Genomic DNA, 25864 nt, shown 5'->3' on the forward strand with positions numbered 1-25864 from the left:
TCCCAAAGCCCCGACAATGACCGCAAGGACACGACCATGAGCAACGCTGCCCTGGCCTCCGCGCCACAAACCCTCGAACTCGACATTCACCCTGTTGCCGGCCGTATCGGCGCCGAAATTCGCGGGGTGCAATTGTCCGCCGACCTTGATGCCGCCACCCTCGATGCCATCCAGGCCGCGCTGGTGAAGCACAAGGTGATCTTCTTCCGTGGCCAGACCCACCTGGATGACCAAAGCCAGGAAGCCTTCGCCAAGCTGCTCGGCGAGCCGGTCGCCCACCCCACCGTGCCGGTGGTCGACGGCACCAGTTACCTGTTGCAGCTCGATGGCGCCGAAGGCCAGCGGGCCAACTCCTGGCACACCGACGTGACCTTCGTCGATGCCTACCCCAAGGCCTCGATCCTGCGCAGCGTGGTGGCGCCGGCATCCGGTGGCGACACTGTGTGGGCCAACACCGCCACGGCGTACCAGGAGCTGCCCGAGCCGCTGCGCGAGCTGGCCGACAGACTGTGGGCGGTGCACAGCAACGAATACGATTACGCCAGCGCGAAGCCCGACGTGGACGCGGCCAAGCTGGAGCGCTATCGCAAAGTGTTCACCTCCACGGTGTACGAGACCGAGCACCCGGTGGTGCGCGTGCACCCGATCAGTGGCGAGCGGGTGCTGCAGCTGGGGCACTTCGTGAAGCGCATCAAAGGTTATTCGCTGGCGGATTCACAACACCTGTTCGCGGTGCTGCAAGGGCATGTGACGCGCCTGGAGAACACGGTTCGCTGGCGCTGGCAGGCGGGGGACGTGGCAATCTGGGATAACCGCGCGACGCAGCATTATGCGGTGGATGATTACGGCACCCAGCCACGTGTGGTGCGGCGGGTGACCCTGGCTGGTGAAGTGCCGGTCGGGGTGGATGGCCAGTTGAGCCGGACAACCCGCAAAGGTTGAGGGATGTAGAAGACCCTGTGGGAGCGGGTTTACCCGCGAATGCGTCAATGAATTCGCCATCGTATTCGCGGGTAAACCCGCTCCCACAGGGGTGCCCCGTCGGTCACACCTCGGTATCGCAGGCAATCAACTGCCTGACCAGCCCCTGAGCCAACGGCGATAGCCCATACCCCACCCGGCTCACCACCCCATAGCGGGTGTAGAACGCTTCCTCCTGCTCCACCGTCAGGTCGGCCAGCTGCAATGCCACCAATCCCCCGTCACGCTGATACGGCCGCAAATTGGCATTGCAGGCAATGCCGATGGTGTCCGAATGCATCACCACATTCAGCAATGCATAGCCATGCTCGCACTCCACCGTCGGCAGAAAATCCTGCCGCCCGCTGAGGTCGCTGAGGATCTTGCGGATGTTCGGCGGGCGGAAGGTAGTGGCCAGGGGGTAGTCGAACAAGTCACGCGCCCGCACGCTTTCGCGCTCGGTCAACGGGTGCCCGACGCGGCAGCAGAAATGCCAGCGCTGCGGCGCCAGCTTGTGCACCTGGTAGTCCGGGTCGGACTCGAACTGACGGGTGTCTGCGACGAAGAACTCGATCTCCTCGGCAACCAGCTTGCGGTTCAGCGCCTGCCAGTTATCCACCTGGAAGCAGGTACGCGCCGCGGGGTATTCGGCGACGAAGCGTGCCACCGCCCGCGGTACCAGCCCCCCGGCCGGCGCCGGCCCGGAACCGAAGCGCACCACGCCGGTGGTGGCGCCATTGAACTGGTGAATCTCGTTGACCAGGTTGTGCGCGCCATGCACCAGCCGCCGCGAATGCTCCAGCACCAGCAAGCCCTGGCGGGTTGGCGCCAGCTCCTTGCTGGCGCGGTCCACCAGGCGGCAGCCGATGTTGTGCTCGAGGGTCTGGATGCTGCGGCTGAACGCTGATTGCGACAGGTTCACCGCCGCCGCCGCAGCAACGAAGCTGCGGTGCTCGACAAGGGCAATGTAGTGGCGCAGCTGACGGAGATCGATATGCATTTTTTACATTGAAACTTTCGGTCGAATGCAATTGCTGACAAGGGTTAGCCCCCTTATAAAGGGAGTCACTTATTCCACAAAATATGAATTACAAATATTTATATCGCCTAAAAGAATATAAGCCCGACTGACCGCGATTCGGTTCCGCCAACGGAAATGCTCGCCAGGGCCCATGCCTCAAGGAGCATTTGCATGTCCGGAGTTTCCCGTTGGCCTGCGCGCGCGTCGCGTTTCACCTTGCAACCCTTGGCTGCCGGCGTACTGCTGGCGGCGTCCTCTGTCAGCTTCGCCGAAGAGCCGGTCAGTGCCACCCCGGCGGTGGAGCAGGAAGCCAAGCTCGGCACTGTCACGGTCAACGCCCGCCGCCGCGAAGAAACCGCGCAAAGCGTGCCCACGCCGATCAGCGTGCTCGACAGCGAAACCCTGGAAAGCCAGCGCATCTACCGCGTGCAGGACCTGCAGCAACTGGTGCCCAGCACCAACGTCGCTTACGTTCATGCCCGCCAGTCGAGCATTTCGATCCGTGGTCTGGGCAACAACCCGGCCAGCGATGGGCTGGAAGGCAGCGTCGGCATCTACCTGGACAACGTCTACCTCGGCCGCCCCGGCATGGCGGTGTTCGACCTGCTGGATGTGGAGCAACTGGAAGTGCTGCGCGGCCCGCAAGGCACGCTGTTCGGCAAGAACACCACCGCCGGCGTGCTCAACATCACCACGCGCAAGCCCACCTTCCACCGCGAGGGCAGCATCCAGCAGTCGATTGGTGAAGACGGCTACCTGCAAACCCAAGGCAGCTTCTCGGGGCCGATCAGCGACACGTTGGCCGGGCGCATCAGCGCCTATCGCACCGAGGACGACGGCTATGTGAAGAACATCCACAACGGCGACGACCTCAACGGCGGCAAGCGCCAGGGCTTTCGTACCCAGCTGCTGTTCAAGCCGAGCGAAACCTTCAACCTGCGCTGGATCGGCGAATACAACGAAGAAGATTCCGACAATGGCATCCTCAGCCTGTACAGCACCGGGCCGACCATCAATGGCGTCAACCGCTACGAAAGCCTGGCCGCCCAGGCTGGCGCGACGCTGGTGTCGGGCAAGCACCGCAAGGTCAACTTCGACGCCGACCAGCAAGTGACGGTGTTCCAGGGCGGTACCTCGGTGGAGGCCAACTGGACCTTGCCCAACGACTTCACCCTGACCTCGATCACCGCCTACCGCTGGTGGGACTTCACCCCGCGCAACGATGACGGCCTCAACGTGCCGGTGTTCTACAGCGCCGGGGTATCGGTGCGCGACAAGCAGTATTCCCAGGAGATCCGTTTGGCCTCACCCACCGGTGGTGCCTTCGACTACGTGCTGGGCGCGTACTACTTCAAGCAGGACCTGGACAACAAATCCTTCACGTTCTACGGGCCGCAGGCGGACATCTGGAACCTCACCCCGGCCGGTGCCCTGGCCAACGTCGACACCATCGGCAACGGCCATATCGATACCGACAGCTATGCCCTGTTTGCCCAGGGTACCTGGCACCTCACCGACCGTCTGGACTTCACCGCCGGCATTCGCGGCACCTACGAAGAAAAGAGCGCCTGGGTGACCCGCGATGCACCAACCGGTGGCGCAGCAGTAACCGGGGCCGCCGCAGCAGCGCGCCAGGGCCGGGTAGGGGCCTACGACTCAGGTGATCTCAACCAGTACAGTTTCAGCCCCTCCGGCCTGCTGGGCCTGAGCTACCGCTTCAACGAGCAGTTGCTGGGCTACGCCACCCTGACCCACGGCGAGAAGTCTGGCGGTATCAACCTTACCGTTGGCGCTGCGCCACGGCTGGGCACCGACTCGCTGCTGGTCGGCACCGAGCGGGTCAACAACGCCGAAGTCGGCTTGAAAAGCTCGCTGTTCGACGACCGCCTGCAACTCAATACCAACCTGTTCTGGGCCGAAGTGCATGGCTACCAGGCCAACGTGTACGACCAGATCAACCGCGTGCAGTACCTGGCCAACGCCGGCAGCGTGCGCTCGCGTGGCCTGGAGTTCGAAGCCACGGCGCTGCCGGTGCGCGGCCTCACGGTCAACTTCAACGGCTCGTGGAACGACGTGCGTTACACAGACTACAAGGACGCCCCATGCCCGCCTGAAGTGAGCCTGGCCAATGCCACTGCCACCTGCGACCTGTCCGGCCACCAGGTGGTCGGTGCCTCCAAGTACATCGCCAACCTGAACACCCAGTACAAGTGGCAGGCCAGCGAGCACATCGAACCCTATGTCACCGCCAGTTACGCCTTCCGCTCGAAGGCGGTGGGCACCATCGACGATTCCGATTTCGGCCAGATCCCCAGCTACGCGCTGGTCAACCTTTCCGCCGGTGTGCGCCTGGACCAGGGCGACGGCGTGGTCGACCTGTCGCTGTGGGTGAAGAACGCCGGCGACAAGACCTACTTCACCAGCCTGTGGAACTCCGCCAACGGTGGCTATGCCGGCGTGCTTGGCACCCCGCGCACTTTCGGCGCCACCGCCCGTTACGACTTCTGAGCACAAGGAGCTATGCCATGAATGCCAAGACCGAAACCCCTGCATTGCCTGAAGGCGCCTGCCTGACCGCCAAGGTCCCCGAGCGTGACGAGGCGCTGCTCGGCGACGTGGTAGTCAACCCGTATCGCCTGGCGCCGCTGACCGCGATCATTCGCGACGGTGGGCGCAGCCTGAGTGCTGCGCACGTACGCGTGTTGGGGCGGGGCGAGCGCGGTGTGGATATTGCCTACGAGGTGTCCGACCGCTCGTTGTGGACCTACGGCGGTATCCCGGTATTCGGCCTGTACCCGGATCACGTCAACCAGGTGGAAGTGACCTACAAGTTCGACGGCGAGCGTATCCGCGAGCAGTACCAGATCTACGCACCAGCGGTGCGCCTGCCGGTGGTGGCCAGGCAGACCGCCGCCTTGCCTGAGGTGCAGCCAGTCAAGGTAGCGCCAGGTTTTGAAAAGCGCCTGTACCTGTTCAACCACCTGCAGGGGGACATCCCGGGCGGTCGTGCCTTCAAGTGGAATGCCCAGGGCGGTGCGGCGGAATGGGACCAGGTGGGCAACAACTGGATCGCCGACAGCAATGGCGACGTGCGCTGGTACCTGGACATCGAGCAGATCCACGACTCCAACCGCCGTGATGGCCTGGGTGGCACCATGGGCTTCCAGCAGACCCGCGACGGCAAGCTGATCTGGGGGCAGGGCCAGACCTATTCCAAGTACGACCTGCTGGGCCGGCGCATCTGGCAACGCACGCTGCCCGACAAGTTTGCCGATTTCTCCCATGAAATCCGCGAGACCGCCAATGGCACCTACCTGCTGCGGGTGGGCACCAGCGACTATCGCCGGCCCGACGGCAAGCGCGTGCGCTCGATCCGCGACCACATCATCGAGGTCAACGAGGCCGGTGATGTGCTGGACTTCTGGGACCTCAACCAGATCCTCGACCCGTACCGTGGCGACCTGCTGGAAACCTTGGGCAAGGCAGCCATCCAGTTGCCGCCCGGGGTGCAGAAACAGGACGAACGGCTGGCCAACGAACTGGCCGAGGGCGACTTGCCCTTTGGTGACACTCCGGGGGGGGGCACCGGGCGTAACTGGGCACACGTCAATGCCATCGACTACGACGCTGATGGCGACAGCATCATCGTTTCAGCACGGCATCAGGGCGTGGTGAAGATAGGCCGCGACAAGCAGGTGAAGTGGATTCTCGCCTCGCCCCAAGGCTGGCCTGAGCGTCTGCGCAAGAAAGTACTGACGCCGGTGGCGAGCGAAAGCTTCGACTGGTCGTGGACCCAGCATACCGCCTGGCTGACCGGCAAAGGCACGCTGACCGTGTTCGACAACGGCTGGGGCCGCGACTTTGCGCCAACCAGGCTGACCGGCAACTACAGCAGGGCGGTGGAGTACCGTATCGACGAGGCCAAGGGCACGGTCGAGCAGGTATGGGAATACGGCAAGGAGCGCGGCGACGAGTGGTACAGCCCGGTGACCTCGGTGGTGGCCTACCGGCCGGAGACCGACACCCAGTTCATCTACTCGGCGTCGGTGAACTTCCTGACCCCGGAGAAACTGACCACCACCGTGCTCAACGAGGTGCGGCGCGGGACCCAGGAGGTGCTGGTGGAGCTGAAGGTGCACAGCCGACAGCCGGGCAGTGTGGGTTACCGCGCCTTGGTGATCGACCTGGCGAAGGCCTTCTGATCCGCCCCTTCCGGGAGGGCCGTCGGTCCTCCCATCACATTTCCTTCAGCGCGTTCGTCTAACCTGTACTGGCCTCTTCGCAGGCACGCCCGCTCCCACAGGTACTGCACCGAGTTCGAAACCGGTGGGGTACTTGTGGGAGCGGGCGTGCCCGCGAAGAGGCCCGTTGCCATTATGCAAATGATGAAATTTCCGCCAGGGTGTTCAACCATTCGTTCTTTTTTTCGAACAGCCTATTGTCCAACACCCCAGCAGCCGCTTAGCATTCGTTTGAGATTTCAAACGCTCGATGCCCTGCCTTGGGCGCTTTTCAACAATCAACAATTCGGGAAGCCGACATGCAGCTCAAAGACGCTCAGTTGTTCCGCCAGCAAGCCTACATCAATGGTGAGTGGCTGGATGCGGACAACGGCCAGACCATCAAGGTCACCAACCCGGCCACTGGTGAAGTCATCGGTACCGTGCCGAAGATGGGCACCGCGGAAACCCGCCGCGCCATCGAAGCCGCCGACAAGGCCCTGCCGGCCTGGCGTGCCCTGACCGCCAAGGAGCGTTCGGCCAAGCTGCGTCGCTGGTTCGAACTGATGATCGAGAACCAGGACGACCTGGCTCGCCTGATGACCACCGAACAAGGCAAGCCGCTGGCCGAAGCCAAGGGCGAAATCGCCTACGCCGCTTCGTTCATCGAGTGGTTCGCCGAAGAAGCCAAGCGCGTCTACGGTGACACCATCCCGGGCCACCAGCCAGACAAGCGCCTGATCGTCATCAAGCAGCCAATCGGCGTTACCGCGGCCATCACCCCGTGGAACTTCCCGGCCGCCATGATCACCCGTAAAGCCGGCCCGGCCCTGGCCGCTGGCTGCACCATGGTGCTCAAGCCTGCCTCGCAGACCCCATACTCCGCCCTGGCTCTGGTCGAACTGGCCCACCGTGCCGGCATCCCGGCTGGCGTGCTGAGCGTGGTTACCGGCAGCGCTGGCGAAGTTGGCGGTGAACTGACCGGCAACTCCCTGGTTCGCAAGCTGTCCTTCACCGGCTCGACCGAAATCGGTCGCCAGCTGATGGAAGAATGCGCCAAGGACATCAAGAAGGTTTCCCTGGAGCTGGGTGGCAACGCCCCGTTCATCGTGTTCGACGACGCCGATCTGGACAAGGCGGTCGAGGGCGCGATCATCTCCAAGTACCGCAACAACGGTCAGACCTGCGTCTGCGCCAACCGTATCTACGTGCAGGACGGCGTCTACGACGCGTTCGCCCAGAAGCTGGCTGCCGCGGTTGCCAAGCTGAAGATCGGTAACGGCCTGGAAGAAGGCACCACCACTGGCCCGCTGATCGACGGCAAGGCTGTCGCCAAGGTCCAGGAGCACATCGAAGACGCCGTTGGCAAAGGCGCCAAGGTCCTGTCCGGTGGCAAGATCATCGAAGGCAACTTCTTCGAGCCGACCATTCTGGTCGACGTACCGAAGACCGCTGCCGTCGCCAAGGAAGAGACCTTCGGCCCGCTGGCGCCGCTGTTCCGCTTCAAGGACGAGGCCGAAGTCATCGCCATGTCCAACGACACCGAGTTCGGCCTGGCCTCGTACTTCTACGCCCGCGACATGAGCCGTGTGTTCCGTGTTGCCGAAGCCCTCGAATACGGCATGGTGGGTATCAACACCGGCCTGATTTCCAACGAAGTAGCACCGTTCGGTGGCATCAAGGCTTCGGGCCTGGGCCGCGAAGGTTCCAAGTACGGTATCGAGGACTACCTCGAAATCAAATACCTGTGCATCAGCGTCTGATCGCACGGTAACGGCTTTACCTCTGCCAGCGGGGCGCGAGAGCGACGTCTCGCTGGCCTTTTTTACATCGCAGTACCTGGTGGCCAGGGCGTTCACGGCAGTCGATCAACGAATACTGTTCGCGAGCACTCCCAGCCACCCCCGAATAAAAGCGCCACTCCAGACCGGCGCAATGAGGGCATTATGAGCAAGACCAACGAATCCTTGATGCAACGTCGTGTCGCCGCCGTCCCACGTGGCGTTGGCCAGATCCACCCGATCTTCGTCGATACCGCGAAGAACTCGACCGTGATCGACGTTGAAGGCCGCGAACTGATCGACTTCGCCGGCGGCATCGCAGTACTGAACACCGGCCACCTGCACCCGAAAGTGGTTGCGGCCGTGCAAGAGCAGCTGACCAAGGTCAGCCACACCTGCTTCCAGGTGCTGGCCTACGAACCCTATGTAGAGCTGTGCGAAAAGATCAACAAGCTGGTCCCTGGCAACTTCGACAAGAAGACCCTGCTGGTCACCACCGGCTCCGAAGCCGTTGAAAACGCCGTCAAGATCGCCCGTGCCGCCACTGGCCGCGCTGGCGTCATCGCCTTCACCGGCGGCTACCACGGCCGTACCATGATGACCCTGGGCCTGACCGGCAAGGTCGTGCCGTACTCCGCTGGCATGGGCCTGATGCCAGGTGGCATCTTCCGCGCCCTGTTCCCGAGCGAACTGCACGGCATCAGCGTTGACGACGCCATCGCCTCGGTCGAGCGCATCTTCAAGAACGACGCCGAGCCGCGCGACATCGCCGCGATCATCCTCGAGCCGGTACAAGGCGAAGGCGGCTTCCTGCCAGCGCCGAAAGAGCTGATGCAGCGCCTGCGCGCCCTGTGCGACCAGCACGGCATCCTGCTGATCGCCGACGAAGTACAGACCGGCGCTGGCCGTACTGGCACCTTCTTCGCCATGGAACAGATGGGCGTTGCGCCTGACCTGACCACCTTCGCCAAATCCATCGCTGGCGGCTTCCCGCTGGCCGGTGTGTGCGGCAAGGCCGAGTACATGGACGCCATCGCTCCGGGCGGCCTGGGCGGCACCTACGCCGGTTCGCCGATCGCTTGCGCCGCGGCCCTGGCCGTGATCGAAGTGTTCGAAGAAGAGAAACTGCTGGACCGCAGCAAAGCTGTGGGTGAGCGCCTGACCACTGGCCTGCGCGAAATCCAGAAGAAGTACCCGATCATCGGTGACGTCCGTGGTCTGGGCTCGATGGTCGCTGTCGAAGTCTTCGAGAAAGGCACTCACACCCCGAACGCTGCTGCTGTTGGCCAGGTTGTCGCCAAGGCTCGCGAGAAGGGCCTGATCCTGCTGTCCTGCGGCACCTACGGCAACGTCCTGCGTATTCTGGTTCCGCTGACCGCTGAAGACGCACTGCTGGACAAAGGCCTGGCTATCATCGAAGAGTGCTTCGCTGAAATCGCCTGATGTGATGTGCTTCAGAAAAAACCCGCTTCGGCGGGTTTTTTTTGTGCCCAGACATCCCACCTGGCGCTATCGTTGTGGCAGGACTCGCTTAGGAAGCTGCGACGGACTGCGTGTCAGGGAATTTCAGGAGTTGGCGATGAGCGCTGCAAACCCCACCCCACCAAGCGTGCTGATTGTCGAAGGCGACCCCTGGGTACGTGACATGCTCAGCGAAATGCTGCTCAGCGTGCGCTGTGATGCCCGCCTGCAGGTCTGCGCCGACGGTTCGCAGGCGCTCAGTGCCTTGTCCAGCAAACCCGACCTGATCATCGCCGCCCGCGAGCTGCCCGGCGTCGATGGCCTCGACCTGCTGCGCAAGGTGCGCGCCAAAGGCTCGGGTTTGCCGTTCATCCTCATGAGCAACCGCAGTGACAGCGCCAGTGTGCGCGAGGCGCTGCCCCTGCACCCCACGGCCTACCTGAGCAAGCCGCTTGACCTGGATAACCTGCGCAAGCGTCTGGAAGAGCTGCTGCTGGCGGTTGGCGAAGAGATCGCTTGCCCGGCACCAGCCTTGCAACCAGGCGCCAGCCTGCCGGCCTATCTGGAACAGCGCCGAGCCAGCGCCGATGGTGGGCCGCTGCTGGCCGATGTGCAGGTGGCGATCAAGCGCGCGCTCAACCCCCACGGCCTGAACCTGAGGGTGCTCGAAGAGGAAGTGCAGGAGGACCCGCAGATCACCGCCGTCCTGATCGCTGCGGCCAACAGCGCAGCGCTGCACCGCGAAGTACCGGTGCAGACGTTGTTGCAGGCCCTGAACAAGCTTGGCAGCACCCAGAGCATGAACCTGATCCTGGGCATGACCCTCAAGCGCAGCGCACGCCTCAGCGACCCGCTGCTGGCCGAGCATGCGGCCCGTTACTGGGACCTTTCGCTGCACGCTGCCGAATATGGGCGGACCTTGGCGCGCATGCTTGAACTGGATGAGGGGCGTTGCTACTGCGCAGGACTGCTGCATTGCCTGGGCGACCTGGCGGTGCTGCGCTGCTTGCAGGAATGGCGACTGGCCGGGGGCGAACTGGATGAGGACCAGGTTCAGCTGTCGCTCAACGAGTTTGGCGCTGCGTTTGGCTCGGCGTTGCGTACGCGTTGGCGGCTACCGCTGGGATTGCGCGAGTTGATCGCGGCGATCTACCAGTTGGGCGGTGGGGTTTACTCGCGGGAGATCCTGGCCATGAACCTGGCCGGGCAGCTGTCGCGGCTGCCGGCTGGGCAGGGGCTGGAGAAGGTGGCCAGCAGCAAGACCGCGCGCCTGCTCAAGCTTGGCCTGCCGGAGCTGAGCCGGTTGCGTAAGGTGGAGAACCCGGAGGTGAAGCCGCAGGAAGAGCCGCCGGTAGCCGAGGCCGAGGTTTCCAGCTGAGATCCAGGGGCTGCTTTGCAGCCCTTTCGCGACACAAGGCCGCTCCCACAGGGACCGTACAGGCCAGCAAGTACTGTGTAAGGCAGTCAGCCGCGGACGATCTGGTTCTTGCCCTGTCGCTTGGCCTGGTACATCGCCGCATCGGCCCGGGCATACAGGGTGTCCAGCGCCACATCCTCGTCAGTCAGGCCGGTCACCCCTTGGCTCACCGTCACTCCGTAAGTCTGCTCCCCATGGCTGAAGCTCAGCCGCTGGATCTGCCGTTGCAAGCGCTCGGCAATCTGTTCCGCCACCTGGGCAGTGCAGCCCGGGAACACAGCCGCGAACTCCTCGCCACCAATGCGCCCGAACAGGTCACCACGCCGTAGCACGGCCTTGCCGCTATCGGCGATTTGCTGCAACACCTGGTCGCCTTCCTGGTGACCGTAGCTGTCGTTGATGCGCTTGAAGTCGTCGATGTCCAGCAGCAGGAAGGCCAGTGGCGTACCGTCTTCGCGGGCGCTGTCGAAGGCTTGCTGGGCGCACTCGAAGAAGTGACGGCGGTTGCTGCTCTGGGTCAGCACGTCGGTGGTGGCCAGGCGCTGCAGTTCGCCTTCGAGCTGCTTCTTCTCGGTGATGTCTTCGGCGATACCGACGATGATCACCCGGTCACCATCGCGTTGCTGGTTGATGTAGCACTTGTCGCTCAGCCAGCGCAGCTGGCCGTCGGCATTGAGGATGCGGTACTCGCGGTCTTCCACCGAACCCTTCAGCAGTACCTGGGCCAGGCTGCGCTCGGCGAACTCCAGGTCGTCTGGGTAAATGCTGTCGCGCCACTCGTTGTAGTCAGCCAGTACCAGGCTGGCCGGGCGACCGAAGATGCGCTCGTAGGCGGGGCTGACGTACAGCACCTGGCGGGTTTCCCAGTCGAAGGCCCACAGCACAGCGTTGACGCTGTCGAGCAGGGAGCTGAACAGCTGCTCGCGCTCGCTCAGGCGGGCAACCTCGCCCTGGGCGTGGAGCAGCGCAAGCAAGGTCTGGGCGGCCTCCGGAGGGGGGGGGCCAGGCAGTGTCGTTGGAATGTTCTTGGCCATGTGCACGGAGCGGGTCTCGGCGTGTAAGCGTGCGGCCAGCATCTGGCCCGCCACGCGGGCGATGTGCCGAGTTTGAGTGTAAACGAAGGGGCGAAGTTCCGGGCGGCACGCCCCGCCAAGGGGGCGTGCCGATCAACGGCGGTCAGGCGGCGGTCGGGCGCAGGGAGTAGGTCTTCAGTTGTGCCGCGAAGTCGCGCAGGGCTTGGATGCCGCTGGTTTCGGCCTCGTGTACCCAGTCCTTCATGGCGGCCAGCATGTCGTGGCCGTTGGCGCTGGTGCGCGCCCAGATCTGCTGCAGGGCCAGGCGTTTTTCGTAGATGGTCTTCAGCGCCTGGCTGTGGGCGAGCATCGACTCGATGCGCACATGATGACGGTCTTCCAGCAGGCTGGTCTCGCGTGACAACAGGCGCTTGGCGCGGCGGAAGTGGTGGCGCAGCGAGGCATCGACGCGGGCCAGCTCCTGCTTGACCAGCGGCCCGATCACCAGCTTGCGGTACTGGGCCATGATCTGGAAGCGGTTGTTGAGGATCGCCATGGCAGTGTCCATGTCCAGGCTTGCCTTGCCGGCCACCCGGTGGGCGATGGGGGCCACGCGCTGCACCTTGGCCAGGCGCAGCAGGCAGAACAGGCGGATCCACGCCCAACCCATGTCGAACTCCCAGCGCTTGACCGACAGTTTGGCCGAGTTGGGGTAGGTGTGGTGGTTGTTGTGCAGCTCTTCACCACCGATGACGATGCCCCACGGCACCAGGTTGGTGGCGGCGTCGCGGCACTCGAAGTTGCGGTAGCCGAGGGCGTGGCCCAGGCCGTTGACCACGCCGGCGGCCCAGAACGGAATCCACATCATCTGCACCGCCCAGATAGTGATGCCGATGGTGCCGAACAGCAGCAGGTCGATCACCGCCATCAGTGCGATGCCGCCCAGCTTGTAGCGCGAGTAGAGGTTGCGCTCGATCCAGTCGTCCGGGCAGTTCTTGCCGTAGATGCGCAGGGTTTCGGGGTTGCGTGCCTCTTCCCGGTAAAGCTCGGCGCCTTTGCGCAGCACCGTGCCCAGGCCCTTGTACAGCGGGCTGTGCGGATCATCGGGGGTTTCGCATTTGGCATGGTGCTTGCGGTGCACGGCGGTCCATTCGCGGGTGTTCTGTGCCGTGGTCAGCCACAGCCAGAAACGGAAGAAGTGCTTGAGCGCGCCATTGAGTTCCAGGGCCCGGTGCGCGGAGTAGCGGTGCAGGTAGACCGTGACGCTGACGATGGTCACGTGGGTCATCAACAGGGTGATGCCGACCAGTTGCCAGGCCGACAAGTCGAGCAGGCCGTTGTACCACATAGGTGTAAATACCCTCGGAATGCAGGAGGAGGGGCTGATTATCCCTTGGGCGGGAAATAAATACAGTCACCCGTTCAGATAGGAGGTCACGACATGTTTCAGCCTTTATAATGCCCCATCACTTTCTATGGGCAATTGCACCCGACATGTCTGTTTCCGTTCGCGACGCCTTGCGCATGGCTGCGCTGTATGTGGTGCTCTCGATCCTCTGGCTGACGCTGGCCGAGGTGGTGCTGCGCGGCATGACTGACGACCCTCTGGCTCTGAATGTGGGCCGGCAGATCAACGTGGTGGTCTGGGTGCTGTTCAGTGCCTTGCTGATCTATGTGTCGCGGGTGCGTCTGCTCAATTTCATCGGCCGTGGCGCGCGTTTGCGTTGCGAAGACCGCGAACGGCTGCGTATGGCTGCCGCCGTGTTCGACAGCACCCTCGAGGGCGTGCTGGTGACCGACCGCCAGGGCCTGATCGTGCACGTCAACCGTGCCTTCATGCGTATTACCGGCTATCAGCAGGACGAGGTCATCGGCCAGCGCCCGAGCAAGTTCAAATCGGGCCGCCATGGCCTGGCGTTCTATCAGCAGATCTTCGCCACCCTGGCGGAAAGCGGCGAGTGGAGCGGTGAAATCTGGAACCGGCGCAAGAGCGGCGAAATCTACCCACAGTGGCAGACCATTTGTGCCATTCACGACGACGAAGGTGAGCTCAGCCATTACGTGGCAGTGTTCAGCGACATCAGCGCGATCAAGCATTCGGAACAGGAACTGGCCTACCTGGCCCACCACGACCCGCTGACCGGTCTGCCCAACCGCCTGCTGTTCACGGACCGGGTCGAGCAGGCCCTGGCCGCAGCCCAGGCCAACAAGCGCGGTTGTGCCCTGCTGTTACTGGACCTGGACCACTTTCAGAGTATCAACGACGGCCTTGGCCACACCATCGGCGACCAGTTGCTGAAGCTGGTCGGCGAGCGCCTGGGTGAAGTGCTGGGCAGCGGCGTGACTCTGGCGCGTCTGGGGGGCGACGAATATGGCGTGCTGGCGGAGAACTGCCAGGAGGTCGGCCAGGCGGGCAAGCTGGCGCAGGGCATCATCGAGCGCATGCGCGAGCCATTTCTGTTCGACGGCAACCGCCTGTTCATCAGTGTCAGCGCAGGCATCAGCCTGTTCCCAAGCGATGCCTTGAGTGCCGAGCAGTTGCTGCGCAACGCCGACTCGGCTTTGTACAAGGCCAAGAGCAGCGGGCGAGCCTGCTATGCGTTGTACACCGAAGAGCTGACTGCCCACGCCCAGCACCGGGTCGAAACTGCCGGCGAGCTGCGCCGGGCCCTGGAGCAGGACGAGCTGCGAGTGTTCTACCAGCCGGTGCACGACCTGGCGACCGGCCGCCAGGTCGGCGTCGAGGCCCTGGTGCGTTGGCAGCACCCCCAGCGCGGCCTGGTACCGCCAGGTGAATTCATCCCGATTGCCGAGCGCACCGGGCTGATTGCCGAGATCGACACCTGGGTATTGCGCCAGGCGTGTCGGCAGATGGTGCAATGGCAGGGCGAAGGCCGGCAGCTGGCCTTTGTGGCGGTGAACATTTCCAGCCGCCTGTTTGGCCAGCACGAGTTGTACCAGCAGGTGGCTGAAGCGCTGCACGACACCGGCCTGGCCCCGGCCTTGCTGGAGCTGGAGGTGACAGAGAGCGCGGTGATGGAAGACCCGGACGTGGCGCTGGAGCAGTTGCATCGCCTGCGTGAACTGGGGGTGACCCTGGCCATCGACGACTTCGGCACCGGGTATTCATCGTTGTTGCGCCTAAAGCGCTTGCCGGTGCAGAAGCTGAAGATCGACCAGGGCTTCGTTGCCGGGTTGCCGCTGGATGAGGACGACATCGCGATCGTCCGGGTGATCATCGCCCTGGCCCGAAGCATGGGCATGCAGGTGCATGCCGAGGGCATCGAGCAGGCAGAGCAGGCCAGCTTCCTGCTGCTGGAGCTGTGTCAGCTGGGGCAGGGCTACTGGTTCGGGCGACCGGTGCCTGCCGGGGATCTTCGCTGGGGTTGAAGGCCCCTTCGCGGGCAGGCCCGCTCCCACAGGGATATCGTTGTATTCAAACCTTGTGCAGTACCTGTGGGAGCGGGCGTGCCCGCGAAGAATTCAACGCTTGTTCAGGCCTTTCACCAACCGGTCGCCACCGAGCTGGATCAACGCCACCAATGCCACCAGCATGGCGATCACGGTCAGCATGATCTGGCTGTCGAAGCGCTGGTAGCCATAGCGGTAGGCGATATCCCCCAGGCCCCCGGCACCGATCGCTCCGGCCATGGCCGAGGAATTGATCAGGGTCACCAGGGTAATGGTGAAGCCCCCCACGATCCCTGGCAGCGCCTCGGGCAGCAGCACATGCCAGACGATGTGCCAGCGCCGGCAGCCCATGGCTTGCGCAGCTTCCACCAGGCCGTGGTCGACTTCACGCAGGCTGACCTCGGCAATCCGCGCGAAGAACGGCGTGGCGGCAATGGTCAGCGGTACCACCGCCGCCCACACGCCGTAGGTGGTGCCCACCACCAGGCGGGTAAAGGGGATCAGCGCGACCATCAGGATCAGGAACGGGATCGAGCGGAACAGGTTGACGAAGGCGCCCAGCACCCGGTTCAGCAGCGGTGCCTCGAAGATCCCGCCCTTGTCGCTGGTGACCAGCAGCACCGCCATCGGTACCCCCACCAGCAGGGCGATCAGCGACGACACGCCGACCATCAGCAGGGTATCGAGCAAACCTTCCAGCAGGCGATCAAACCACATGGCCCAGTACCTCCACGTCCTCGGCCCAGCGGCGGGCGCGTTCCAGCAATTGATGGGGGTCGTGCGGCGAGTGCTGCACCGACAGGATCAGCTGCCCGAGGGCATGCTCACTAATGGTTTCCACACCGCCCTGCAGCAGGCGCACGCGGCCACCAAGGTCGTTGAACAGGGCAGACAGTTCGGGCTCGCCGAGCAGGGTCAGCCTCAGCACCACGGCACTGTCGCGGCTCGCCGGGCTGGCCCGCAGGCTGGCTTGCAGCGCGGCTGGCAACCTGGCTTGCAACGGCGCGAGCAAGGTGCGGGTGACCTCGTGGCGTGGTGAGCCAAACACCCGCCAGACCTCGCCCTGCTCGACCACTTCTCCGCGTTCCAGCACCACCACCCGGTGGCAGATATCGCGGATTACCGCCATCTCGTGGGTGATCAGCACAATGGTCAGGCCCAGGCGCTGGTTGATGTCGCGCAGCAGTTCGAGAATGGAAGCGGTGGTTTCCGGGTCCAGCGCCGAGGTGGCCTCGTCGCACAGCAGAATCTCGGGGTCATGCACCAGCGCCCGGGCAATGCCCACGCGCTGCTTCTGCCCGCCGGACAGCTGCGCCGGGTAAACGTGGTGCTTTTCCTGCAGGCCGACCAGTTCCAGCAGTTGGCGTACCTTGCGCTGGCGTTCGGCCTTGGCCACACCGGCCACCTTCAGGGGCAGCTCGACGTTCTGCCACACGGTCTTGGCCGACATCAGGTTGAAGTGCTGGAAGATCATGCCGATGCGCCGGCGCAGGGCCACCAGGTGGTCCTCGTCGAAGGGTGCGATGTCCACCTGGTCGATCAACACCCGGCCCTGGCTGGGTTGTTCCAGGCGGTTGATGGTGCGCAGCAATGATGACTTGCCGGCGCCGCTGCGGCCGATGATGCCGAAGATCTCGCCACGGCGGATGTTCAGGTCGATGCCTTGCAAGGCCGGTTGCGCCTGGCCCGGGTAGGTCTTGCCCAGGCCGATGAAGCGCACGTGGGCTTCATTGACCTCCGGGCGCAGGGCCTGCTCCCTGGTCGTTGACGGCAGTGGTTGTAAGGTGGGCGCCCGGAGCGCGCTGGCCTGGCTCATGTCAGCCCTCCCAACCGGCCTGGTAAAGCTTGCCGTGGGCTTTGTCCAGGGCTGCGCGCACCGCTGGCGAGTGCTGGTAGATGTCGACGAACCTGGCCAGGCGCGGATCGTCCTTGCTTTGCGGGCGAATGACGAACTGGATCACGTACTCCTTGTTCTCCAGGCCGTCGAACAGCAGGGCCGAGCCTGCGTCGAAGCTGTTGGCCAGGCGGATGTAGGCCGGGTAGCCCTGCACCAGGTCGGCGTCGTCATAGGCACGTACCAGCTGCACGGCCTCCACCTGAAGAATTTTCAGCTTTTTCGGGTTGGCGACGATGTCGTCCTCGGTGGCCTTGTAGCCGACCCCCGGCTTGAGGGTGATCAGCCCGGCCTTGGCCAGCAACTGCAGGCCACGGCCGCTGTTGATCGGGTCGTTGGCGATGGCCACGCTGGCGCCTTCGGGCAGGTCGGCGAAGCTTTTGTACTTTTTCGAGTACAGGCCGACGTTGTTGATGATGCCCGGGGCGTAGGGCACCAGGTTGAAGCCCGCCGCCGCCTTGGCGTTTTCCAGGAACGGGATGTGCTGGAAGTAGTTCACGTCGATGTCGCCGCTGTTGAGGCTGACATTGGGCGCGATCCAGTCGCTGAACTCGACCAGCTTCACTTCCAGGCCTTGCTTGTGCGCTTCTTCCACTGCGGCTTCCAGCGGGATGGCAAATGCGGCGGTGGTGCCGATCTTCAGCGGTTCGGCAGCCAGGGCGCTGGCGGACAGGCCGAGGGTGAGGGCAATGGCCGCGACGGGCCGGAACAGTTTATCAAGCATGGTGCAGGGCTCCAGTCGGGGTAGAGGTATAGCGGTAAGCCGAGCCAGGGTGGTCGGCAGGCAGGTGCGGGTGGTCGGCCTGGAACAGTTTTTCGCGCAGGGTGCCTTCGGCGTAGGCGGTCTTGTAGCGGCCACGCTGTTGCAACTGCGGGATGACCAGGTCGATGAAGTCCTCGAAGCTTTCCGGGGTCACGGTGCGGGTCAGGTTGAAACCGTCCAGACCGGTTTCATCGATCCAGGCGATCAGCTGCTCGGCCACCTGTTCGGGCGCGCCGACCAGGGTCACGTAGCGGCCACCCAGGGCGTGCTGCTGCAGCAGGCGCCGGCGGGTCCAGGCGTTGTCCTGCAACTGGCGCGTGGCGGACTGGATGGCGTTGCCCTGGCTGAAGGCAATCGGCTCGTCCAGCGCGTAGGCGGCGAAGTCGATGCCGGTGGACGCGGCGAAGTGCGCGACCCCGGCCTCGGCGCTGGCGTGGCGCAGGTACTCGGCGTGCCTGGCCTGGGCCTGCTGCTCGGTGGCGGCGACGATCACCGTGATGCCCATGAACACCTTGACCGCCTGCGGGTCACGGCCAGCGGCCTGGGCGGCGGCGCGCACCTTGTCGACCTGGGCACGGGTGGCGGCCTTGTCCTGGCCACTGATGAACACGCATTCGGCATGGTTGCCGGCGAAGGCCAGACCACGCTGCGAGCTGCCGGCCTGGAACAGTACCGGGGTACGCTGCGGCGAGGGTTCGCACAGGTGGTAGCCGTCGACCTTGTAGAACTCGCCCTGATGGTGGATCTTGCGCACCTTGTCGGGCCTGGCATAGACGCGCTGCTGTCGGTCGGCGACCACGGCATCGTCGGCCCAGCTGCCTTCCAGCAGCTTGTACAGCACCTGCAGGTACTCGTCGGCCTGGTCGTAGCGGCGGTCATGCTCCGGTTGCTGCGCCAGGCCCATGGCCCGGGCGGCGCTGTCGAGGTAGCCGGTGACGATGTTCCAGCCCACCCGGCCATTGCTCAGGTGGTCCAGGGTGGAAAGGCGCCGGGCGAACAGGTACGGCGCCTCGTAGGTGAGGTTGGCGGTGAGACCGAAACCCAGGTGGCGGGTGACGGCGGCCATGGCCGAGACCAGCAGCAGCGGGTCGTTGACCGGCAGCTGGATCGACTCCTTGAGGGTGACGTCCAGCGACTGGCCGTAGATGTCGTAGGTGCCGACGATGTCGGCGATGAACAGCCCGTCGAACAGGCCGCGCTCCAGCAGGCGCGCCAGGCTGGTCCAGTAGTCCAGGGTCTTGTACTGGGTCGAGGTGTCCCGTGGGTGGGTCCACAGGCCGTGGTTGATGTGCCCGACGCAGTTCATGTTGAAGGCATTGAGCAGGATCTGCCTGGCCATCAGATAGTCCCCCGGCGTGGTGGGTTGGCATCGTTGAGGTAGTAGTTGCCGATGGCGTGGTACTTCCAGCGCACCGGGTCGTGCAGGGTGTGCACGCGGGCGTTGCGCCAGTGGCGGTCGAGGTTGTGTTCGGCCAGGGTGGCCTGGCTACCGCCCAGTTCGAACAGGGTGGTGCCGGCTGCGAGGGAAATTTCGGTGCTGATGGCGCGGGCCTCGGCCACCGCGATGGATGCGGCTGCCACGTTGTCGGCAGTGCTGTCGTCGCGGGCACGGTCCAGGTATTCACCGGCACGCTCCAGCAAGGCTTCGGCGGCATGCAGGCGGATCGCCAGGTGGCCGAAACTCTTCAACGTCAGCGGGTCATCGCTGGCTTTGTCCAGGCCGGAGTCGACCCAGGGGCGGCTGCGGGTGCGCACGAAGTGCAGGGCATCATCAAAGGCGGCGCGGGCGATGCCGGTGTCGATGGCAGCATGAAGGATCTGCGCCAGCGGGCCGACCGGGGTGGGGCGTTCGAAGGCGCTCTGGAAGGGCACCACGTCGGCGGCGCTGACGTATACGTTGTCGAACACCACCGAGCCGCTGCCGGTGGTGCGCTGGCCGAAGCCGCTCCAGTCGTCGATCACCTGCAGGCCCTTGCTGTCGGCCGGGACGAAGGCCAGGTGCTGTACGCCATGCTCATCGACCACCGATGTGGGAATGCGCTGGGCGTAGATGGCGCCGGTGGCGTAGAACTTGCGGCCATTGATGCGAAAGCCATCGCCGTCGCGGGTCAGGCGGGTGGTGCGCTCGTTGGCGGTCTTGGTGCCCAGTTCGGCCAGGGCGTTGCCGAAGCGCTTGCCCGCCAGTACTTCGGCGTACAGGCGCTGTTGCTGTTCGGGCGTGCCGTTTACCCGGAGTACTTCCAGGGCGTAGAAATGGTTTTGCGGGATCTGCCCGAGGGAGCCGTCGGCCTGGGCGATGCGGGCGATGACCTTGGCCAGGGTGACGTTGGACACGCCGGCGCCACCGAAGGCCTTGGGCACGCTGATGGCCCACAGGCCGGAGCGGGTGAACAGCTCGAGCTCGGTGTGTGGCAGGCGGCGTTCGCGGTCGCGCAGGGCGCTGTCGCGGCGCAGTTGTTGGGCGACTTCTTCGGCAACGTTCAGGGCTTGGGTGTCGTCGGTAATGATGCTTGTAGTCATGGTGTTCTCCGGGGGCCGCTGCGCAGCCCTTCGCGGGCTCGCCCACTCCCACAGGTAAAGTGATGCCTGTTCAGGCGGTGGTTATCCTGTGGGAGCGGGCGAGCCCGCGAAGGGCTGCGCAGCAGCCCCAAAGGCAGCAAGTCAGATCCAGGAATGCCGCGCTGGCAAGGTGCCGTTAAGGTGGTAAGCGCCGACCGCGTGGTACTTCCAGCGCACCGGGTCATGCAGGGTGTGCACCCGGGCATTGCGCCAGTGGCGGTCGAGGTTGAACTCGGCGAGGGTGGCGCGGCTGCCGGCCAGCTCGAACAACTTCTCGCTGGCCTGCAGGGCAATCTCGGTAGTCAGCACCTTGGCCTCGGCCACCGCGATCGAGGCTCGCGCAGCGCTTGCTGCATCGATCGGCGCGGCATTGACCTCGTCGAGGACCCGCGCGGCCTTGCGCAGCAGCGCTTCGGCGGCGTGCAGCTCGAGCTTCAGGCGGCCAATGTCGGCGATTACATAGGGGTCGTCGCTGGCGCGGTCGACCTTGGCCTCGATCCATGGCCGGGCCTTTTCGCGCACGAAACTGATGGCATCTTCGATCGCCGCTTCGGCAATGCCGGCATCGATCGCCGCCTGGATCAGCTGCGAGGCCGCGCCCTGGATGTTGGGAGTGTCGCGCTGGCGCCAGTTGTCGATCACCAGGTCGGCATCCACCGGTACCTGGTCGAGCAGTACGGTGCCGCTGGCAGTGGTGCGCTGGCCGAACCCCGACCAGTCATCGACGATGCGCAGCCCCGGGCTGCCCCGGCGTACGAACGCCAGGCGCTGGCGGCCTTCGTCGTCCAGTGCCTTGACCGCCACCCAGTGGGCGAACAGGGCACCGGTGGAATAGAACTTCTCACCGCTGATGCGATAGCTGTCACCGACGCGGGTGATCCTGGCCTTGAGAGTCAGGGTGTCCTTGGTGCCGCGCTCGGGGCCGGCATTGCCGATGCGCCAGCCGTCGAGCACGCTGCGGAAGATTACCGCCTGCTGTGCCTCGGTGGCGGTCAGGCGCAGCAGTTGCAGCATGCCGAACTGGTTCTGCGGGATTTGCCCCAGGGCCGGGTCGGCGGCGCTGATCAGGCGGAACACTTCGGCCACGGTCTCGAACGACACATCGGGGCCACCGTGGGCCTTCGGTACGCTGATGCTGCCCAGGCCGCTGCGGGTGAACAGTTCGATTTCGGCCCATGGCAGCTTGCGTTGCTGGTCGCGGCGGGCTGCCTGCTCGCGGGCGACCTCAGCCAGTTCGCGGGCCGCTTGCAGGGCTTCGGCGTCGTTGCGCAGTACCTTGGCCGGCAGCAGCAGGGGCGAGCTGTCGAGATCGCTGTGGAACTGGGTATTGGCTTGGCTGGACATCAGTACCGCTCCTTGGCTGCACTCAATGCCCTGGCGTTACGCACTGGGGTGATTGTGATCCTGACCATTCCTGACCTCACAAAAAAGTAATGCCGCTACAGCTGATCGCGGCAGATGTGTGCTGGTCCGGTGGTCCGGTATATATACCCTAATGCTTTATAAAAAGTTTATGAACTAACTCTTTGGAATATGTATAGAAGGAGGTATTTGCTCTGGATGTGCCGGCCTCTTCGCGGGCACGCCCGCTCCCACAGGTACAGCACAGATCTTGAAATCGGTGCCCCACCTGTGGGAGCGGGCGTGCCCGTGAGGAGGCCGCAACAGGTTTACTCGGAGGCAGCAGTCCCCAGGAACTTGCGCAGGAACTGCCGGGTACGCTCTTCCTTTGGCGCTGCAAACAGCGCCTTGGCCTCGCCCTGTTCCACGATCACGCCCTTGTCGAAGAAGATCACCCGGTTCGCCACATCCCGGGCAAAGCTCATCTCGTGGGTGACGATGATCATGGTGCGCTTCTCCTCGGCCAGGCCGCGGATGGTCGCCAGCACTTCACCCACCAGTTCGGGGTCCAGCGCCGAGGTCGGCTCGTCGAACAGGATCACCTCCGGCTCCATGGCCAGGGCGCGGGCGATAGCCACCCGTTGCTGCTGGCCACCGGACAGGCGCCGCGGGTAGGCGTCTTCCTTGCCTGCCAGGCCGACCTTGGCCAGCAGGCGCCGGCCCAGTTCGATGGCCTGCTCGCGGGGCGTCTTCTTGACGATCACTGGCCCCTCGATCACGTTTTCCAGAGCGGTGCGGTGAGGGAACAGGTTGAAGTTCTGAAACACGAACCCGGCCTGTTGGCGCAAACGGCGGATCGCACTTTGCTGGCCACCCAGCGGGCGGTTGGCGTCGATGCTGATGTCGCCAATCTGGATCTGCCCGGCATCGGGTGTTTCCAGCAGGTTGAGGCAACGCAGGAAGGTAGTCTTGCCCGAGCCACTGGGGCCGATAATGGCCACCACTTCGCCGGGCTGCACGGTCAGGTCGATACCGTCGAGCACGGTCTGGCCCTTGAACCGCTTGGTCAGGCCTTTGACTTCAATCATGCTCAATGCTCCTGGTCATGCTGGTTGACGCGCGCTTCCATGCGGTTCTGGAAGTGCGCGAGGATGCTGCACAGCACCCAGTAGATGACCGCCACCGCCACGTACATGGTGAACACTTCGAAGGTGCGCGCGGTAATCAGCTGGGCCTGGCGGAACAGCTCGGGCACCTGGATGGTCGCCGCCAGGGCGGTGTCCTTGACCAGCGAGATGAAGCTGTTGCCCAACGGCGGCAGGGCGGTGCGCAAGGCCTGGGGCAGGATCGCCCGGCGCATGGCCTGGACGCGGGTCATGCCGATACTGGCGGCGGCTTCCCACTGGCCACGGTCGATCGAGGAAATCGCCGCGCGCAGGATCTCGCAGATATAGGCGGCCATGTTCAGCGACAGGCCGATCAGCGAGGCCGGGATCGGGTCGAGCTCGATACCGATCTGCGGCATGCCGAAGTAGATGACGAACAGCTGCACCAGCAGCGGCGTGCCGCGGAAGAACGACACGTAGACCCGCGCCAGCCAGTTCAGCGGCAGAATCTTCGACAAACGCATCAGCGCCAGGGCAAAGCCCAGCAGCAGGCCGAAGAACATGCCGCCAACACTGAGCAGCACTGTATAACCCGCGCCCTTCAGCAGGAAGGGCGTGGAGTCGACAACGAGTTGCAGGCTTTCAGCGATCATTTGGTGACATCGGCACCGAAGTATTTCTCGGACAGCTTGGCCAGCGTGCCGTCAGCCTTGAGCTTGTCCAGCGCCTTGTTGATCGCTGCCAGCAGTTCCGGCTCGCCCTTGCGCAGGGCTACGCCGCTTTCCAGGCGCGAGAAGGCATCGCCGGCCAGTTCGGTGTCCTTGGCTTTCTGTGCGTATTCCAGCGCAGCAAGGCGGTCGATCAGGATGGCGTCGATGCGGCCGTTGCGCAGGTCGGCGAACTTGCTCGGGTCGTCTTCATAGGTGCGCACATCGGCTTGCGGCACGTCCTGCTTGACCCATTGCTCGTAGTTGGTGCCCAGGCCTACGCCGACCTTTTTGCCGGCCAGGTCGGCGGCCTTGTGGATGTTCAGCTGCTCGGCCTTCTTCTTCAGGATCAGCGCCTGGATGCCGGAGATGGTGTAAGGCTCGGAGAAGTCGTACTTCTTCTTGCGCTCTTCGGAAATGGTCACCTGGTTGATCACCACGTCCAGGCGCTTGGATTCCAGTGCGGCGAGGATGCCGTCCCACTTGGTCGGCTGTACCTTGGCCTTTACCCCCAGCTCTTTGGCCAGCAGTTCGGAAAGCTCCACTTCGAAGCCGGTCAGCTTGCCGTTTTCGTCCTGGAAGCTGAACGGTGGGTAGGTGCCTTCGAGGCCGACGTTGATCACGCCTTTTTCCTGGATGGTCTTCAATTGCTCGCCGGCGAAGGCCTGGCTGAGCAGGCCGGCACCCAGCAGGAGTGCCAGGCTGGCGTTGAGTAGCGGTTTGGCGAATTTCGACATGACAGAGCCCCGCGCTTGTTGTGGAAGTAGTGGGTGGCGAATATAGAGTTGGCTGCTTAGGCCAGGAAATACTAAAAAATTATTTTGTTATTTCCTTTTTTGTTTTTGCCAGTTGCTGGCTGCTTTGAGGGTAGGCGAGGTTGCCTGCTCCGTCATCGCGGCTTATGCCTGACTTAGCGCAGGATGGAATAAAGCGTTGTTTTTTCCAAGAGACGGATTTGCCGTAGAGTGGATTACATGTAAGCAGGTCCGGCCCTTACGCGGGTGAACCCGCCCCCACAGGGACTACACAGATCTTGAGCCTTGTGGTGTACCTGTGGGAGCGGGTTTACCCGCGAAGAGGCCTGACCTGCCGATAAAAACAGTTGGCCTCTTCAGGCAGGAGAAAACCGTGAGCGAACAACCTTCATCCGGGCACTGGCAGTTGCAGAGCATCGTCACCGGCCTGCGCGGTGCCCGTGAACAATGGCGTACCCGCAATGGCCGCAGCATTGGCGAGCAGGGCGGGCGTGAGCTGCCTTCGCGCGAGGCGATGCGGCAGATTCTGGAACAACTGTGCGGCGCGCTGTTTCCCATGCGCCTTGGCCCGGTCGACCTGCGCGAAGAAAGCGAAGACTTCTACGTTGGCCATACCTTGGATGCCGCGCTGACTGCCTTGCTGGCCCAGGCCCGCCTGGAGCTGCGCTACGCCGCGCGGCAAAGCAAGGGCGACCTGGCCGGCGTCGATGCCCATGCGCTGAGCCTGGTGCAGGGCTTCGCCGCCGCCCTGCCGGGCCTGCGCGTGCTGCTCGACACCGACGTGCTGGCCGCCTACCACGGCGACCCGGCGGCGCGCAGCGTCGATGAAGTGCTGCTGTGCTACCCGGGCATCCTGGCGATCATCCACCACCGCCTGGCGCACCACCTGTACCAGGCCGGCCTGCCGTTGCTGGCGCGGATCAGCTCGGAGCTGGCGCATTCGGCCACGGGGATCGACATTCACCCCGGAGCGCAGATCGGCCCGAGCTTCTTCATCGACCACGGCACCGGCGTGGTGATCGGCGAAACCGCGATCATCGGCGAACGTGTGCGCATCTACCAGGCGGTGACCCTGGGCGCCAAGCGCTTCCCCAGCGATGAGTCGGGCACGCTGCACAAGGGCCTGCCACGCCACCCGATCGTCGAGGACGATGTGGTGATCTATGCCGGGGCCACGGTGCTGGGGCGGATTACCATCGGCAAAGGCTCGACCATTGGCGGCAATGTGTGGCTGACCCGCAGTGTGCCGGCCGAGAGCAACATTACCCAGGCCAACCTGCAGCTGGATTGCCAGGACAAGAACTGATCTAGCATCTCTTTAGCCTGTACTGGCCTCTTCGCGGGCTTGCCCGCTCCCACAGGAACCCCACAGATTTTGAATCTTGTGCAGTATCTGTGGGAGCGGGTTTACCCGCGAAAGGGCCAGAACAGGAGGGCACCAATCAGCGCCCCAAT

Annotated in this window: 20 protein-coding genes; 8 read left to right on the forward strand and 12 right to left on the reverse strand. The window is 64.1% G+C overall.

The window, feature by feature from the left end:
• Window positions 1–36: 36 nt before the first annotated feature.
• Window positions 37–942, forward strand: a complete 906-nt coding sequence (locus J5M71_RS14670) for a TauD/TfdA family dioxygenase (RefSeq protein WP_207833084.1) — start codon at window positions 37–39, stop codon at window positions 940–942.
• A 103-nt stretch (window positions 943–1045) separates the two neighbouring features.
• Here J5M71_RS14670 and J5M71_RS14675 read toward each other — a convergent pair whose 3' ends face one another.
• Window positions 1046–1960 (reverse strand): LysR family transcriptional regulator, encoded by a 915-nt coding sequence (locus J5M71_RS14675; protein ID WP_196183392.1) that lies wholly within the window; start codon window positions 1958–1960, stop codon window positions 1046–1048.
• A 192-nt stretch (window positions 1961–2152) separates the two neighbouring features.
• Between J5M71_RS14675 and J5M71_RS14680 the strand changes: the two genes are divergently transcribed.
• From J5M71_RS14680 to J5M71_RS14700, 5 genes are all read left to right on the forward strand, one after another.
• Window positions 2153–4489 carry a TonB-dependent receptor gene (locus J5M71_RS14680; RefSeq protein WP_207833086.1) on the forward strand — a complete coding sequence of 779 codons (2337 nt, stop codon included), beginning with the start codon at window positions 2153–2155 and terminating at the stop codon, window positions 4487–4489.
• Window positions 4490–4506: 17 nt separating this feature from the next.
• Window positions 4507–6183 carry an aryl-sulfate sulfotransferase gene (locus J5M71_RS14685; protein WP_207833088.1) on the forward strand — a complete coding sequence of 559 codons (1677 nt, stop codon included), beginning with the start codon at window positions 4507–4509 and terminating at the stop codon, window positions 6181–6183.
• Between the two features lie 338 nt (window positions 6184–6521).
• On the forward strand, window positions 6522–7964 hold the full coding sequence (gene gabD / locus J5M71_RS14690) for an NADP-dependent succinate-semialdehyde dehydrogenase (protein WP_015268576.1): 1443 nt from the start codon (window positions 6522–6524) through the stop codon (window positions 7962–7964).
• A gap of 183 nt (window positions 7965–8147) precedes the next feature.
• On the forward strand, window positions 8148–9425 hold the full coding sequence (gabT, locus tag J5M71_RS14695) for a 4-aminobutyrate--2-oxoglutarate transaminase (protein WP_063914434.1): 1278 nt from the start codon (window positions 8148–8150) through the stop codon (window positions 9423–9425).
• A gap of 136 nt (window positions 9426–9561) precedes the next feature.
• Window positions 9562–10821 carry a response regulator gene (locus J5M71_RS14700; RefSeq protein WP_207833090.1) on the forward strand — a complete coding sequence of 420 codons (1260 nt, stop codon included), beginning with the start codon at window positions 9562–9564 and terminating at the stop codon, window positions 10819–10821.
• Between the two features lie 86 nt (window positions 10822–10907).
• Here J5M71_RS14700 and J5M71_RS14705 read toward each other — a convergent pair whose 3' ends face one another.
• Both J5M71_RS14705 and desA read right to left on the reverse strand, forming a co-directional pair.
• Entirely contained in the window at window positions 10908–11936 is a 1029-nt protein-coding gene (locus J5M71_RS14705) for a sensor domain-containing diguanylate cyclase (RefSeq protein ID WP_207833092.1), read from the reverse strand.
• Between the two features lie 100 nt (window positions 11937–12036).
• Complete coding sequence (gene desA / locus J5M71_RS14710) at window positions 12037–13221, reverse strand: delta-9 fatty acid desaturase DesA (protein WP_207833094.1); 1185 nt, start codon at window positions 13219–13221, stop codon at window positions 12037–12039.
• Between the two features lie 146 nt (window positions 13222–13367).
• On the opposite strand from desA, the gene dibA reads away from it, so the two are divergent.
• Complete coding sequence (gene dibA / locus J5M71_RS14715) at window positions 13368–15263, forward strand: phosphodiesterase DibA (RefSeq protein WP_207833095.1); 1896 nt, start codon at window positions 13368–13370, stop codon at window positions 15261–15263.
• 93 nt (window positions 15264–15356) lie between these two features.
• On the opposite strand, the gene J5M71_RS14720 is transcribed toward dibA, so the two are convergent.
• The 9 genes from J5M71_RS14720 to tcyJ all read right to left on the reverse strand — a co-directional run bounded on the left by J5M71_RS14720 (window position 15357) and on the right by tcyJ (window position 24391).
• The gene (locus J5M71_RS14720; protein WP_207833097.1) at window positions 15357–16001 is read right to left on the reverse strand and encodes a methionine ABC transporter permease; all 645 of its coding nucleotides are present in this window, start codon (window positions 15999–16001) and stop codon (window positions 15357–15359) included.
• A complete protein-coding gene (locus J5M71_RS14725) occupies window positions 15991–17100 on the reverse strand; it encodes a methionine ABC transporter ATP-binding protein (RefSeq protein WP_207833100.1) in 1110 nt (369 codons plus the stop codon). Before J5M71_RS14725 ends, J5M71_RS14720 begins: the two co-directional genes overlap by 11 nt.
• A 1-nt stretch (window position 17101) precedes the next feature.
• Window positions 17102–17902, reverse strand: a complete 801-nt coding sequence (locus J5M71_RS14730) for a MetQ/NlpA family ABC transporter substrate-binding protein (RefSeq protein WP_063914440.1) — start codon at window positions 17900–17902, stop codon at window positions 17102–17104.
• Entirely contained in the window at window positions 17895–19280 is a 1386-nt protein-coding gene (locus J5M71_RS14735) for an LLM class flavin-dependent oxidoreductase (RefSeq protein ID WP_207833102.1), read from the reverse strand. The genes J5M71_RS14730 and J5M71_RS14735 overlap by 8 nt, the downstream gene beginning before the upstream one ends.
• Window positions 19280–20461 (reverse strand): SfnB family sulfur acquisition oxidoreductase, encoded by a 1182-nt coding sequence (locus J5M71_RS14740; protein ID WP_207833104.1) that lies wholly within the window; start codon window positions 20459–20461, stop codon window positions 19280–19282. The genes J5M71_RS14735 and J5M71_RS14740 overlap by 1 nt, the downstream gene beginning before the upstream one ends.
• Before the next feature lie 141 nt (window positions 20462–20602).
• Window positions 20603–21844, reverse strand: coding sequence for an SfnB family sulfur acquisition oxidoreductase (locus J5M71_RS14745; RefSeq protein WP_207833106.1), 1242 nt, complete (start codon window positions 21842–21844; stop codon window positions 20603–20605).
• Between the two features lie 326 nt (window positions 21845–22170).
• Window positions 22171–22929: an L-cystine ABC transporter ATP-binding protein TcyN gene (gene tcyN / locus J5M71_RS14750; RefSeq protein ID WP_063914444.1), complete on the reverse strand. Its 759-nt coding sequence runs from the start codon at window positions 22927–22929 to the stop codon at window positions 22171–22173.
• Between the two features lie 2 nt (window positions 22930–22931).
• Complete coding sequence (tcyL, locus tag J5M71_RS14755; RefSeq protein WP_063914445.1) at window positions 22932–23600, reverse strand: cystine ABC transporter permease; 669 nt, start codon at window positions 23598–23600, stop codon at window positions 22932–22934.
• Window positions 23597–24391 (reverse strand): cystine ABC transporter substrate-binding protein, encoded by a 795-nt coding sequence (gene tcyJ, locus J5M71_RS14760; RefSeq protein ID WP_063914446.1) that lies wholly within the window; start codon window positions 24389–24391, stop codon window positions 23597–23599. Before tcyJ ends, tcyL begins: the two co-directional genes overlap by 4 nt.
• Before the next feature lie 391 nt (window positions 24392–24782).
• On the opposite strand from tcyJ, the gene epsC reads away from it, so the two are divergent.
• Window positions 24783–25715: a serine O-acetyltransferase EpsC gene (gene epsC, locus J5M71_RS14765; RefSeq protein WP_207833108.1), complete on the forward strand. Its 933-nt coding sequence runs from the start codon at window positions 24783–24785 to the stop codon at window positions 25713–25715.
• Window positions 25716–25864 lie beyond the last annotated feature (149 nt).

The organism is Pseudomonas sp. 43(2021) (assembly GCF_017490805.1).
In the GTDB taxonomy this organism is placed as follows: Bacteria; Pseudomonadota; Gammaproteobacteria; order Pseudomonadales; family Pseudomonadaceae; genus Aquipseudomonas.